Annotated in this window: 11 protein-coding genes and 1 riboswitch; of the genes, 3 read left to right on the top strand and 8 right to left on the bottom strand. The window is 65.4% G+C overall.

Features of this window, described 5'->3' with window-relative positions; all coding sequences use genetic code 11:
* Positions 1 to 19 precede the first annotated feature (19 nt).
* The 3 genes from FUT88_RS19060 to FUT88_RS19050 all read right to left on the bottom strand — a co-directional run bounded on the left by FUT88_RS19060 (position 20) and on the right by FUT88_RS19050 (position 3,792).
* Positions 20 to 1,273, bottom strand: a complete 1,254-nt coding sequence (locus FUT88_RS19060; RefSeq protein WP_147217450.1) for a D-amino acid dehydrogenase — start codon at positions 1,271 to 1,273, stop codon at positions 20 to 22.
* Between the two features lie 145 nt (positions 1,274 to 1,418).
* Positions 1,419 to 1,524, bottom strand: a riboswitch (glycine riboswitch).
* A 64-nt stretch (positions 1,525 to 1,588) separates the two neighbouring features.
* Entirely contained in the window at positions 1,589 to 2,389 is an 801-nt protein-coding gene (eutC, locus tag FUT88_RS19055) for an ethanolamine ammonia-lyase subunit EutC (RefSeq protein WP_147217448.1), read from the bottom strand.
* Positions 2,390 to 2,409: 20 nt separating this feature from the next.
* Positions 2,410 to 3,792, bottom strand: coding sequence for an ethanolamine ammonia-lyase subunit EutB (locus tag FUT88_RS19050; RefSeq protein ID WP_147217446.1), 1,383 nt, complete (start codon positions 3,790 to 3,792; stop codon positions 2,410 to 2,412).
* Positions 3,793 to 3,916: 124 nt separating this feature from the next.
* On the opposite strand from FUT88_RS19050, the gene chrA reads away from it, so the two are divergent.
* Positions 3,917 to 5,152 carry a chromate efflux transporter gene (gene chrA / locus FUT88_RS19045; protein WP_147217444.1) on the top strand — a complete coding sequence of 412 codons (1,236 nt, stop codon included), beginning with the start codon at positions 3,917 to 3,919 and terminating at the stop codon, positions 5,150 to 5,152.
* A gap of 47 nt (positions 5,153 to 5,199) precedes the next feature.
* Here chrA and dbpA read toward each other — a convergent pair whose 3' ends face one another.
* From dbpA to FUT88_RS19020, 5 genes are all read right to left on the bottom strand, one after another.
* Complete coding sequence (dbpA, locus tag FUT88_RS19040) at positions 5,200 to 6,597, bottom strand: ATP-dependent RNA helicase DbpA (RefSeq protein ID WP_147217442.1); 1,398 nt, start codon at positions 6,595 to 6,597, stop codon at positions 5,200 to 5,202.
* Between the two features lie 14 nt (positions 6,598 to 6,611).
* Positions 6,612 to 6,797 (bottom strand): hypothetical protein, encoded by a 186-nt coding sequence (locus tag FUT88_RS19035; RefSeq protein WP_009241699.1) that lies wholly within the window; start codon positions 6,795 to 6,797, stop codon positions 6,612 to 6,614.
* Positions 6,798 to 6,986: 189 nt separating this feature from the next.
* Complete coding sequence (locus FUT88_RS19030; RefSeq protein WP_147217440.1) at positions 6,987 to 7,838, bottom strand: c-type cytochrome; 852 nt, start codon at positions 7,836 to 7,838, stop codon at positions 6,987 to 6,989.
* A complete protein-coding gene (locus FUT88_RS19025; protein WP_147217005.1) occupies positions 7,835 to 9,601 on the bottom strand; it encodes a GMC family oxidoreductase in 1,767 nt (588 codons plus the stop codon). The genes FUT88_RS19030 and FUT88_RS19025 overlap by 4 nt, the downstream gene beginning before the upstream one ends.
* A complete protein-coding gene (locus FUT88_RS19020) occupies positions 9,598 to 10,752 on the bottom strand; it encodes a gluconate 2-dehydrogenase subunit 3 family protein (protein WP_261797206.1) in 1,155 nt (384 codons plus the stop codon). Before FUT88_RS19020 ends, FUT88_RS19025 begins: the two co-directional genes overlap by 4 nt.
* Before the next feature lie 381 nt (positions 10,753 to 11,133).
* Between FUT88_RS19020 and FUT88_RS19015 the strand changes: the two genes are divergently transcribed.
* Both FUT88_RS19015 and FUT88_RS19010 read left to right on the top strand, forming a co-directional pair.
* Positions 11,134 to 12,882: a PHA/PHB synthase family protein gene (locus FUT88_RS19015; protein WP_147217007.1), complete on the top strand. Its 1,749-nt coding sequence runs from the start codon at positions 11,134 to 11,136 to the stop codon at positions 12,880 to 12,882.
* A partial coding sequence (locus FUT88_RS19010; RefSeq protein ID WP_186829336.1) for a TolC family protein occupies positions 12,883 to 13,579 on the top strand: 697 nt, incomplete at its 3' end.

Genomic DNA, 13,579 nt, shown 5'->3' with positions numbered 1-13,579 from the left:
GCTTTTTTTCATGCTGCGATCAATGCAGCGGGCAATCTCGCGAGATCACCTCGCCCACCATGGCAGCGGTCGCGCCAGACAGCGTCCAGCCCAGATGCCCGTGGCCCGTGTTGTAGAACACGCGCGCGTGCCGCCCACGGCCGACGCGCGGCATCATGTCCGGCATCATCGGGCGTAAGCCGGCCCATGGCACCACGCGCGACGTGCCAATCGCAAAGTTGCGGCGCGTCCAGGCCACCAGCGGTTCGATGCGGTCAGCGCGGATGTCGCGATTGTAGCCATTGAACTCTGCCGTACCGGCCACGCGGAAGCGGCCCGCGCCCAGCCGGCTTGTCACGATCTTTGCGCTCTCATCGAGCAGGCTGACCCACGGCGCGCCTTGCACGCTGGCATCGTCGTCCAGGTGGACCGTGATCGAATAGCCCTTGACCGGATACACGTTGATGCGATCGCCCACCAGTTGTGCGATATGCCGGCTGCCCACGCCTGCGCACACGACCATCGCATCTGCGGCAAGGTCCTGTACGACATTCGCCGAGCTGGTGGAAAGGCGGTCATCGAGTGTGGTTTGCAACAGCAGGCGCACGCCGCTTTCGGTGGTTTCCACACCGCGCACATCCACGCCGTGCATGAACCGCACGCCGCGCTTCTCACACGCCTGCGCCAGGCCACGCGTGAACTTGTGGATGTCGCCCGTGGCGTCGGATGCGGTGAAGTAGCCGCCGTAGTAGTTGCCGCGCAGCGTCGGCTCAATGGCGGCAATCTCCTCGGGGCTCACGGCGTGGCGCTCAAGCCCGCCGGCGACGAGCAGGGCGTTGGCCTTGCCTGCTGCCGCAAAGCTGGCCTTGTCGTGATAGACGTGCAGGATGCCGCGCTTCTGCAGGTCGAAATCGATCTGCTCCCGTTCGGCCATCGCAAACAGATGCTTGCGTGCCTCGATGGCCATGCGGGTGGTTTCGATGGTGTTGCGGCGGTAGTGCGCGATGCTGGCGACGAACTCGCCGATCCACGAATACTTGTGCCACGAGGGCTTGGGGTTGAGCAGCAGCGGAGCGTCGTTGCGCAGCATCCATTTGATGCCCTTGAGCAGCGTGCCGGTGCTGTTCCAGACTTCAGCGTTGCTGGCGGAAAGCTGGCCGCCGTTGGCGAACGAGGTTTCCATGGCCGGATACAGGTGGCGGTCGAGCACCGTGACCTGATAGCCGAGTTGCGAAAGCGTGTAAGCGGTAGTGACGCCAGATATGCCGGCGCCGACGATGACGATGTGCGTCATGGCGGTCCCTATGGAGTGATGTCATGACCGGACGATCCGGTCGGCTCACCCCATCTGTCTTGGGACCTGAGAGCTTGGGCATCAGCAGCGCTGGCGCCTTCCCCTTCGGTGGGCGCGCGCGTGCACGCCTCTCTCCAGATTCGCAGTCGACGCCACAGTCCTTTTGCCTGAGAGTTTCCGGGGTGGTTGCTCCATCGGCGCCGGGCGTTACGCGTATGCGCGTTGGGCCCGGTCTCTCCTGCGGCGTGTTGCAGCTGTCGTTGGTACGTCAGCCGCGCCTGCGTGCTGCCGGTGTGGGCAGCGGGAGGGAGTGTGTCATGGGTTCTGACGTTCGGCAAGTCGGGCTGTACCCGAGGCAACAGCAGAAACGGGTGGGGTGTCGTCCTTCAGGTCGACGCCGCTGCGGCCGAGCGCCAACGCGCCGTTGAGCAGGAACACCAGCCGGCTCGCCGCCTGGTCATAGGTCAGGCCTGCCGGCCGCACATTGGAAATGCAATTGCGCTCCGCATCGGAGCGGCCAACACGCGGCGCGTAGGTCAGGTAAATGCCTAGGCTGTCAGGCGAACTCAGCCCCGGTCGCTCACCGATCAGCATCACCACCTGCCGCGCGCCCAGCAGCGCACCGATCTCATCCCCCAGCGCAACGCGGGACTGCTCCGCGATGGCGACTGGCCCGATCGACCAGCCGGCCGGCAGACGCTCACGCACGCTGCAAAGCAGCGGCACGGCATGGCTTTGCACCGCCAACGCGGAGAGCCCATCGGCAATCACGAACACCACATCGAACGGCTGCGCTGGCCGCAATGCGCTGAGTCTTGCGCGGCTGGCTTCGTCAAGACGGCGGCCAAGGTCGGGACGGCGCAGATATTCCGCGCGATCCGCAGCCGCGCTGTGCGCCGTCACCGCTGTGAAGCCCGCTTCCCCAAGTGCGGCGGCCACCGCTGCGCTATCGAGCGGCAGGTGTACGGCATCGCGCGCCTGGGCATGCGCCACGCCGAATGCCAGCACGGCGTCGGTCGTCTGGCTGTTGCCGGCGCGGCCCAGCGCGATACGGGCGTCGGTAAAGGCGCGCAGGTGCGCCCACGGATTGGGCTGAACGAGGGGGTATTTCGGCATGTTCGGCTTCTCCACCGAGTTCACAGCGCGTGAGCCAACTGCAGCAGCGGTTGCCGCGCCGTGGCGTCTTGCAGGCGGCCGGCCGCATCGACGATGCCCATGCTTTGCAGCCACGCCTCGAACTCCGGTGCAGGCCGCAGGCCGAGTGTGTCGCGCAGATAAAGCGCGTCATGAAACGACGTGCTCTGGTAGTTCAGCATGATGTCGTCAGCGCCCGGCACGCCCATGATGAATTGGACGCCCGCCACGCCAAACAGCGTCAGCAGTGTATCCATGTCGTCCTGATCGGCCTCTGCGTGGTTGGTGTAGCAGACGTCGCAGCCCATCGGCAGGCCCATCAGCTTGCCGCAGAAGTGGTCTTCCAATCCGGCGCGGATGATCTGCTTGCCGTCATAGAGATACTCCGGGCCGATGAAGCCGACGACCGTATTCACCAGCAAGGGCGAGAACGCCCGCGCTACGGCATAGGCCCGCGCTTCCATCGTTTGCTGATCGACGCCGTGGTGCGCGTTGGCCGACAGCGCGCTGCCCTGGCCGGTCTCGAAATACATCACGTTGTTGCCGACCGTGCCGCGCGCCAAGCCCTGGGCGGCGTCATGCGCCTCCGCCAGCAATGCGAGGCTGATGCCGAACCCCGCGTTGGCTTGCTCGCTGCCAGCCACCGACTGGAACACCAAATCCACCGGCGCGCCCTGGTCAATCGCGCGCATGGTGTTCGTCACGTGGGTCAGCACGCACGACTGCGTGGGAATGGCGTAGCGGTTGCGCTGCTCATCCACCAGTTGCAGCAGCGAAACGATGGCGCCGAGATTGTCCCCGGCGGGGTTGATGCCGATGGTCGCGTCGCCGCAGCCGTAGAGCAGGCCATCGATGATCGACGCAGCAATGCCTTTGGGATCATCCGTCGGGTGATTGGGCTGCAGCCGGACTGACAACCGGCCCGGCAAACCGATGGTGTTGCGAAAGCGCGTGACCACGCGGCACTTGCGGGCCACGGCGATCAGATCCTGATTGCGCATCAGTTTGCTGACCGCGGCGGCCATTTCTGGCGTGATGCCCGCGGCGACGCTCGTCAATGTCGCGCTGTCGGTCTCGTGCAGGAGCAGCCAGTTGCGAAATTCCCCCACGGTGAGCGAGGCGATCGGCTCGAAGGCCTGCGCGTCGTGCCGATCCAGAATCAGGCGCGTGACCTCGTCGTCTTCATACGGCACCAGCGCTTCGTTGAGGAAGACCGACAGCGGCACGTCCGCCAACGCCATCCGCGCGGCCATGCGTTCGCCCTCGCTGGCCGCGGCCAGGCCCGCCAGGGAGTCGCCGGAGCGCGCCGGGCTGGCTTTGGCGAGAAGCGTCTTGAGATCGTTGAACACATGGCGCTGTGCGCCAATGGTGTGGGCGAAGTGCATGATGGGATACGCGGCAGAGTCCAATGACGGTGACGGCGACGCCTATCCTGCCACTTTAGTTGCCTTCCAAGCCATGGCGGCAATGTTCTAATACGCGTTTCTTAAACACCGATATCCCGCCCCGATGACCGCTTCCGCCACACCGTCCCGTACACATCAAGCGGGCTCTGCCATGGAAGTGCTGGCGGTCTTTCTCAAGCTGGGTCTGACGAGTTTCGGCGGCCCCGTCGCGCATATCGGCTATTTCCGGCGCGAGTTCGTGGAGCGCCGGCGCTGGCTGGACGACGCGACATTCACCGATCTCGTCGGGCTCTGCCAGTTTCTGCCCGGGCCGGCCAGCAGCCAGGTGGGGTTTTCCGTCGGTCTGCTCCGGGCCGGATGGCGCGGCGGTTTGGCGGCCTGGTGCGGTTTTACGCTGCCTTCCGTCTTGTTGCTGCTGGCCTTTGCGATGCTCGCGCCGAGCCTGGGCGGGGCGATGGGCGTTGGCCTGATCCACGGTTTGAAGCTCGTTGCCGTTGCGGTGGTGGCGCAGGCCGTGTGGGACATGGCGCGCAAGCTCTGTCCTGACTGGCAGCGCGCGGGCATTGCGGTGATCAGCATTGCCGTGCTTGGTGCGTTGACGACCGTCTACGCGCAACTGGTCGTGATTGCGCTGGGCGCCGTGCTGGGGCTGTTGCTGTGCCGATCGGCCCGTTCGGCGCCTGCTGGCTTGAAGGCAGGGCAGGGCGCCGCATTCCGCATGTCTCACATGGCCAGCATCGTCAGCCTGGTGCTCTTCTGCGTGCTGCTGTTCGGGTTTCCGGTTGCCGCGGACCTTCATCCGTGGATGCCCGCGAAGGTGTTCGACGCGTTCTATCGTTCGGGCGCGTTGGTTTTTGGCGGCGGTCATGTCGTACTTCCGCTGCTGGAGCAGCAGACAGTCGCAACGGGCTGGGTCGCGTCAAACGATTTCCTGGCCGGCTACGGCGCCGCGCAGGCCGTGCCCGGGCCGCTATTCACCTTCGCCGCGTTCCTGGGGTGGACGATCGGCCCGGGGCTCAATCACTGGGCTGGCGCCGCGCTTGCCACGGTGGGTATTTTTCTGCCGGGCCTGCTGTTGGTCATCGCGGCGTTGCCTTACTGGCAGGCGTTGCGCGCGCGTCCTTCCATGGCGGCGCTGCTTGCGGGTGTGAATGCCGCTGTGGTGGGATTGCTGGCGTTTGCCCTTTACACGCCGGTCTGGACGAGCGCCGTGCGGTCATGGAGCGATATTGCCGTCGCGGTGATTGCGTTCCTGCTGCTGACACGATGGAAAACGCCACCGCTGATCGTGGTGGCGTTGTGTGCGGCTGCGGGTGTTGCCGCGGCCATCCTGCGCTGAGTCGCGTGCGCCCTGCGAGCCGCAGCCGGTGACCGCAGGGCAGGGCGTCACTCCTCCATCAGTCGGACCCGGACCTTCTTGCCCTTCACCGTGCCGGCGTTGAGCTTGCGCAGCGCGTCGCGTGCGATGCCGCGCTCGACCGCGACGTAGGTCGAGAATTCCGTCACGTTGATCTTGCCGATCTGATCGCCGCGAAAGCCTGCATCGCCGGTCAAGGCGCCGAGCACATCGCCGGGGCGGATCTTCTCCTTGCGCCCGCCCAGAATCTGCAGCGTTTCCATGGGCGGCAGCAGCGGCGCATCGTTGCCGGTATCAAGCTCGTCGAGCTTGTGCCATTCGACCTCCCGGCCCATCGCCTCTTCGATATTGCCGACGCGGCCCATCTCGTCCATGCTGGCGAGGCTCAGCGCCCAGCCGTTCTCATCGGCCCGGCCCGTGCGGCCAATCCGGTGCACGTGCACTTCGGGATCGGGCGTCACGTCAACGTTGATCACCGCTTCAAGCTGGGCGATATCGAGCCCGCGTGCGGCAACGTCGGTCGCAACCAGCACCGAGCAACTGCGGTTCGCAAACTGGATCAACACCTGATCCCGCTCGCGCTGTTCGAGTTCGCCATGCAGCGCAAGCGCGTGAATGCCCTGCGCGCGCAACACGTCGAGCAGGTCGCGGCATTGCTGCTTCGTGTTGCAGAACGCGAGCGTGCTGACCGGCCGATAGTGCTTGAGCAACAGCCCGACCGCATGCAGCCGCTGGCTGTCGGCTACCTCGTAAAAGCGCTGGCGAATCTTGCTGTCGTCGTGGCGCTCTTGGAGTTTTACTTCTTTCGGGTTGCGCAGGATCCGCTGGCTCAGTTTGGCAATGCCTTCCGGGTACGTCGCCGAGAACAGCAGCGTTTGCCGGTCGGCCGGGCATTGCCGCACAACCGTCGCGATGTCGTCGAAGAAACCCATGTCGAGCATGCGGTCGGCTTCGTCCAGCACGAGCGTCTTCAGTGCACCGAGCGCGAGATTGCCGCGCTCCAGATGATCCATGATGCGGCCCGGCGTGCCGACGATGACGTGGGCGCCGTGCTCCAGGCTTGCCGCCTGCGGGCGCATCGGTGTGCCGCCGCAGAGCGTCAGCACCTTCACGTTTTCTTCGGCGCGCGCCAGGCGGCGGATCTCCTGCGCAACCTGGTCGGCCAGCTCGCGCGTAGGGCAGAGCACCATCGCCTGCACGTCGAAGCTGCGCGCGTCGAGCCGTGCGAGGAGAGCCAGCGCAAACGCTGCGGTTTTGCCGCTGCCGGTTTTTGCCTGCGCGATCAGGTCGTGGCCCGCAAGGGCGATCGGCAGGCTTGCGGCCTGGATCGGCGTCATGTCGGTGTAGCCAAGCTGCGCGAGGTTGGCCAGCACGGCAGGGGCGAGCGGCAGGGTGCTGAAGGGCGCGGCGGTCGATTCGATGGTCATGTCGTTGCGTTGGATCACTTGAGCGGCTTGCCTTCGATTTGCTTGTAGATGACCCGGCCGTCTTTGGTTTCGACGCGTTTGAGATAGTTGCGTGCGCCGCATAGCGCACAGCGGAAGAGCGGCCCTTGGCCCTCGTCTTTGATGACGACGTCGGAAAGCTGCCACTGCGTGCCGCAGCTCTGGTTGATGCAAGTGAACACGGTTTTCTCTAAATGGAGGTGTCGTTGTGCCTCGGTGGCGAGGCAGGTGGATCGGGCCGCAAGTGCGCCGATGTCGATCTGAATGCAGGAAGTGAATGAGACGCTGGCGCCGGTTGTACCACGGAAACGCCCCGCCTTGGGGCAAGTAGCGGCTCCGTCTCATCTGAACGGGATGTGGCAGGTCGATTTCTACTGCGCTGGCTTGCGGACGCCGCCCTGCGGGGCGGAAGCTGCGGCATAGAAGTTGTCGAGGCCTTCGATCTCGGCAGCGGTCAGGCGGTGTGCAAAAGCGCGCATGACGCCGTCGTCGTCGTTGGCGCGCGTGCCGGAGCGAAACGCATTGAGCTGCGCAGCGACCATGCCTTTGGGCTGCCCCGTCAGCGGTGGCAGGACCGGGCCGCCGCCACGCCCCGAAGCGCCGTGGCAGTCTGCGCAGGCGGGCAGGGCACGCCCGTTGTCGCCGGACCAATGCAAGCTCGCGGCGGCGCCATCCGTGGGCAACGCTGCGGTGCCCGGCCGCGCTTGCGCCGCGTAGTACCGCGCGACTGCTGTGATATCGCTGTCCGACAATTCCCGCGCGACCGGTTGCATGACGGACGATTGCCGCGCGCCGCTGCGGTAATCGAGCAGTTGCTTGACGATGTACTCAGCCGGCAATCCCTCCAGCGCAGGAAACGGTTGCGGCGCCACCGACTTCGCCCCATGGCAGGTCGCGCATGCAGGCGGCACGGCGCCACTGCCCTGCGTGACAAGGATTCGCGCGCGCGCGGTGTCCTCTTGCGGCGCCTTTGCCAGCAGGGCGGACCATGCCGTCGGCTTGGGAATGAAATCGGTGGCGCGCCTGACCGCCGTGCCGGTTTCCGCCACGTTCCCTGGCGGCTTCGCATGGTTTTGCGCCTGGCTTGCCCCACGAAATGACGAGATGCCCCGATCCGACAACATGTCATAGAAGACCGCGCAGATCGGCAGCGCAATGCCGAGCAACGGCAGCAGCCATAAAACGACCGGCAGGCGGCGAGAGGGCGGGCGGTCTTCGGTCATACCAGCCCCTTCCCGGGGGACTTCAGATAGCGCGCGTTGATGGCGTCGGCAATCCAGTACGCCGTGGCGCCCACGGTACCGGTGGGGTTGTAGTTGGAGTTTTGCGGGAAGAGGCTGGCCCCGGTCACGAACACGTTCGGCACATCCCAGCATTGCCCGAAGCGGTTGACGACACTGGTGGCCGGATCGTCGCCGATCGCGGCGCCGCCCGTGAGGTGCGTCGACTGATAGCTTGTCGCCGTGTACGGCCGCTTGCGTGGGCCAGGCTCGGTCGCCACAACACCTTGCATGGCCTTGCCGATCGCGTTCCCACGGTCGGTCAGAAAGGCTGACATGCGGATGTCGTTGTCAGGAAAGTCGTAGGTGATGCGCAGCAGCGGCAGGCCGTAGACGTCGCGGTACGTCGGGTCCAGGTCGAGATAGCCGCCGCGCGTCGGCATGGCCGAGCCGGTGATCGTGATCGACGCGGAATGGTTGTAATAGCGCTTCACGGCACGCTTCCAGGCGCTGCCCCACTGCGGGGTGCCGTGCGGGGTCGGGTGGTATCCGATGGGCGCGCCGCTCACCACCTGGATCTGGATGTAGCCGCCGCCGACGAAGCCATGCGGGCCGTGGTCGAAGTTGTCAGCGCTGAAGTCGTCGATCGTCACCGCCGCGGCACCGGCGCCCATGAAGGGGTTGAGCCACGTCTTCTCGTCGAAGAACAGGTTCACGCCGGACGTTGTCTGGTGCGTGTAATTGCGGCCCACCACGCCTTGGCCCGTGGCAGCGTCGTAAGGCTTGCCGATGCCGGACAGGAGCAGCAGCCGCACGTTCTGAACGCTGAACGCGCACAGCACCACCATCTCTGCGGGCTGGAAGAACTGCTGGCCTGTGGCGTCGACATAGGTCACGCCGCGCGCGTGCTTGCGCGCTTCGTCCAGCTCGACCTTCAGCACGTGGGCGTTCGTGCGTAGCTCAAACGTGTTGAGCTTGAGCGCCGCCGGCAGGACACAGATTTGCGGGGACGCCTTCGCAAAATGCTCGCAGCCGAAGTTGGAGCAAAAGCCGCAATACACGCACGCATTCATCGGCAGCCCCTCGGTGTTCACGTACGGGCGCGTGCACAGCGCAGAGGGCTGGATGTAGGGGTGGTATCCCAGTGATGCCGCAGCCGTGCCGAACAATGCCGATGCAAACGGCACCTTCATCGGCGGATTCGGATACGGCCGCGAGCGCCACGGCTCGAAGGGGTTGCCGCCCGGCTGCAACTGCCCCTTCAGGTTGCCGGCAAAACCCGACGCGCCGATCAGGTAGTCGAAGCGGTCGTAATACGGTTCCAGCTCGTCGTAGGTGAGGGGCCAGTCCTGGGCGGTGAGGTTGGCATCGAAGATGCGGTCGCCATAGCGCTGGCGATAGTGGCTGCGCAGCTTGAGGTCGGTCGGGTCGAACCGGTAATAGGCGCCGGACCAGTGGTTGCCGGCACCGCCCAGATGCGTGGCCGGATAGGCGAACTGCCAGCGGCGCATCGGCAAGGCCACCTGGTCGCTGCGGTTGCGGAAGGTGAAGGTCTCGGTCGACGTGTCCTGGTGCAGCGCATGCCGGCGCGTGTATTTCAGTTCGTCGTGGATTGCCGGCGCCTGGAAGTCGGGCGACGGCCAGCGGGGCTGCCCACGCTCCATCACCACCACACGCGAGCCATGTGCCGCCAACTCCTTGCCGATGATGGCGCCGGTCCAGCCGCCGCCAATGATTACGGCATCCACTGGGGGAAAGGTCTTCATTCGCCGCCTCCGTTATCGGTGCCCGTGCGGCTGCGGCATACCTCGTTACTGGCAAGCGCGACGAAGGCAATCGGCTGCGCTTCTGAGCGCGGGGGCGCTGTCGCCATGTCGTGCGGGTGTGCGGTAGCGATCGAAACGGGCGCGCGCGTGTAGGGCTGGTTGTGTCGCTCGATGTCATTGGCAAAACTGGCCATTGCGCCCGGAAAACCGACCAGCTTCCAGCCCACCATGTCGCGGTTGCCGCCGTAGATGGGGTCGGAGAAATAGCCCTCGACAGCGCCGTCCAAGAGCGTCTGGAAGAACACCGCGCTCGGCACGGCGTCCATCTCAAGCTTGCCGGCTTCAGCCTCGCTGAGCACCGCGTCCTGTGTTGCTGTATCGAGCTGGGCGAATCGCTTTCCGCCATAACGGTTCGCGCAGGCACGGTCCAATGCCGCCAGCCCGAGGCGGTAGCATTCCGCCGGTGTAAGCGCCAGCTGATAGCCCTGTTCCGGTGTGCCTTGCTGGAACGGGCCATGGCGATAAAAGTTCGCGCCGCTGCCGAAACTGCCCGCCAGTTGTCGATCCAGAAAGACCGTGACACCGGCCTCTTTTGCGCCGGGCCCAAGTTCGTCTGCCGGAATCAGGCGCGCAACGATCGCATCGACCGCCGCTTTTTCGTCTGCATTGAAGAAAAGACTCACAGGTTCAGTCGCCGCTGCGCCGGAGGTGGCGCTTGGCCCCGGCGTGGCAGTCATGCCCGGAAGGTGCTCGGATGTGCGTGCCGCTGGGCTTTGCGCGCCAGCGAATACGGTGGTCGAGGCGGGCAGCGTGATCCCCAGGGCCTTGAGCAAGCGGCGTCGGGCCGGTTTGAAGTCGTCGTGCATATCGGGCTCCGTCTTCGGGGATGTTGACGATGGCGGCTCAGCGCGAAACAAAACGCTGAAAGACGACCGGGCAGCAAGAATCGTGACTGCGAACGGATACCGATGGCATGTCGGCTGCTTCAAACACCGGCACGCACCGGAGGCCGAGCATGGACGACGTACGGAAAGTGCAGAAGAGGGCAGCGGCTGGCTTGCTCGTTTTGCTGGGATGGGGAAGTGGGCTTTCGTTCGCGCAGCCCGGGAAGATGGACTCTGCGCGGCCAGCTTCCGCAGCGGCGGCTCCACCTCAGGCGACAAAAAAATCCCTGCCCCGGCATCCCAATACAGTGCCGGCGTCCGCGCCCAAAGCATCCGGCCCCGAGGGCGCCGGCACCTCGGCCGGATCGCGTGGATCCGGCGGTAGCGACGGTTTGGCAGGAACGGGCGCGGCCGCGGGGTCGGGCGGATCCGCGGATATGCGAGGTGAGCCGACGCATCGGTAGACGACAAGGTTGCCCCGGGGGCGCGCGGTAGTGACCTGCTGCCCGGATTTCCACCCCCAGATGTCGTTTCTGTGACTCCACCTAGAGTCCGCCCTCTTGTCCCGGTTTGAGGTGCATCAAGTCCGGGCGGTAGCCCCTGGCATCTAATGGATTGCATATTTCGCAATCGTTTGACGCCCCGACCATGCGCACCGCCCCCGTGCCGTCTTCGTTGACTGCTGAGCAGATCGACCAACCGTTTCACGCTGCGCTTGCCCGCGCCTCCAATTCGCTGTCGCTTGCATCGATGCAACTGGCGCTGCTCGACTGGGCGCTGCATCTGGCCGTCTCTCCCGGCAAGCAGCTGGATCTGTACCGCTTGGCGCTGACGCAGGCCCAACAACTCGAGGGTTACATCCGGAACTGCATGGCGTCCGGCCCCCAGAACGCGTGTCTTTGCGTCCAGCCGCCGGCCCGCGACCGTCGTTTCTCTGCCGACGAGTGGCGCTTGTGGCCGTTCAACGTGCTGCATCAGGCCTTCCTCTTGACAGAACAATGGTGGGAGGCGGCGACGCGCGGCGTGTGGGGAGTCGCCAAACATCATGAGGACGTGGTCGCCTTTGCTGCGCGTCAGTGGCTCGACATGATGTCGCCGGGCAACCAATTGGCAACCAACCCGATTGTCCTGCGCCGGACCTTTGAACAGCACGGCACCAATCTCGTGCGCGGCGCGCTCAATGCGCTTGACGACCTGGAGCGCTCCTTGAGCGGCGCGCCCGCTGCCGGTACCGAACGCTTTATGGTGGGCCGCGACGTGGCCATCACGCCCGGCAAGGTGGTCCTGCGCAATCGGCTGATCGAGCTGATCCAGTACGCACCGGCCACGGGCAAGGTCCAGGCCGAGCCCATCCTGATCGTGCCGGCCTGGATCATGAAGTACTACATCCTGGACCTGTCGCCGCAGAACTCACTGATCCGCTATCTGGTCGAGCAGGGCCATACCGTGTTCTGCATCTCCTGGAAGAACCCTGACGAGGCGGATCGCGACCTCGACATGGATGACTACCTGAAGCTCGGCGTCTTTGCCGCGCTCGATGCCGTCAATGCCATCGTGCCGGGCCAGCGCGTACATGCGACCGGCTACTGCCTTGGGGGCACGCTATTGGCGATTGCCGCCGCTGCCATGGCACGCGATGGCGATGCGCGGCTGGCCTCCATGACGCTGTTTGCCGCCCAGACCGATTTTTGTGAACCGGGCGAACTGGGCCTGTTCATCGACGAGGCCCAGGTCAGCCTGCTTGAAGCACAGATGGAGCAGACCGGCTATCTGCGTGCCAGCCAGATGGCCGGGGCCTTCCAGATGCTGCGCTCGTACGACTTGTTGTGGTCGCGCCTGGTGGGCGAATACCTGCTGGGAGACCGCGCGCCCATGAACGACCTGATGGCCTGGAACGCCGATGCCACGCGCATGCCCGCGCGCATGCACAGCCAGTACCTGCGGCACCTGTTTCTGAACGACGACCTGAGCGAGGGCCGCTACCCCGTCAACGGCAAGCCGGTGGCGCTCAACGATATCGATTTGCCCATCTTCGTGGTGGGCACGCTGACCGACCACGTGGCGCCCTGGCGCTCCGTCTACAAGCTGCATCACCTGACCGAGGCTGAGCTGACGTTCGTGTTGACCAGCGGCGGCCATAACGCCGGCATCGTGAGCCCGCCCGTCAACTCGCATCGGCGTTTCCAGATGCAGACACGCCATGCAGGCGAGACATCGGCGGCGCCGGATGATTGGCTGGCCTCGGCACCCGCCACAGACGGCTCTTGGTGGCCGGCGTGGCATGCATGGCTCGTTGAACATGCCTCGGGCTCCGCAGTGGTGAAGCCGCCGAAGATGGGCGTTCCAGGATTCCCGCCATTGGCCGATGCGCCCGGCACCTACGTGCTGGAGAAATAGATGCGTGTGGAGAAACAACGCCGGCAGCATGGCAGCTACGCAGGCACCCGCGCCGCCGCGATGGCCGCCGCCGCTGTGCTGGCCCTGTCGGCCTGCATCTCGATGGCGCCGCCTTACGAGGCGCCCGCGTTGCCTGTGGCCCAGCACTACGACACCGACGACGGCACGGACGGCCTGTCCGCCGCCGCCACCGGCTGGCAGGCGTACTTTACGGACACGCGCCTGCAGGCGTTGATTGCGCAAGCGCTGGAGAACAACCGTGACTTGCGCACTGCCGTGCTGCGCGTGGAAGAGGCGCGTGCCGCGTTTGGCATCCAGCGCTCGGAGTCTTTTCCGCACCTTGACGCGCAGGCCGGCGTTAGCCGCCTGAGCATTCCGGCGGACGTCAGCCCATTCGGCATGCCCATGCGTGTCACCCAGTACCAGGTGGGGGCCGGTGTCTCCAGCTGGGAGATCGATTTCTGGGGGCGCGTGCGCAACCTCAACGACGCCGCTCTGGAAAGCTACGTAGCGTCCGACGCAGCGCGCCGCGCAGTCGCGCTTGGGTTGATCGCACAGGTGGCCGACAGCTATCTGGTCATGCGCGAACTGGACGAGCGCATCGCGCTGGCGCAGCAGACCGTCGACAGCCGCACCGAGACACTGCGCATCTTCTCGCGCCGGGTGGCAGTCGGGGCGACTTCACGATTGAACCAAA

Source organism: Ralstonia sp. TCR112, from assembly GCF_007997035.1.
Lineage (GTDB): Bacteria > Pseudomonadota > Gammaproteobacteria > Burkholderiales > Burkholderiaceae > Ralstonia > Ralstonia edaphi.
This window is presented reverse-complemented; position numbering and strand designations above follow the sequence as displayed.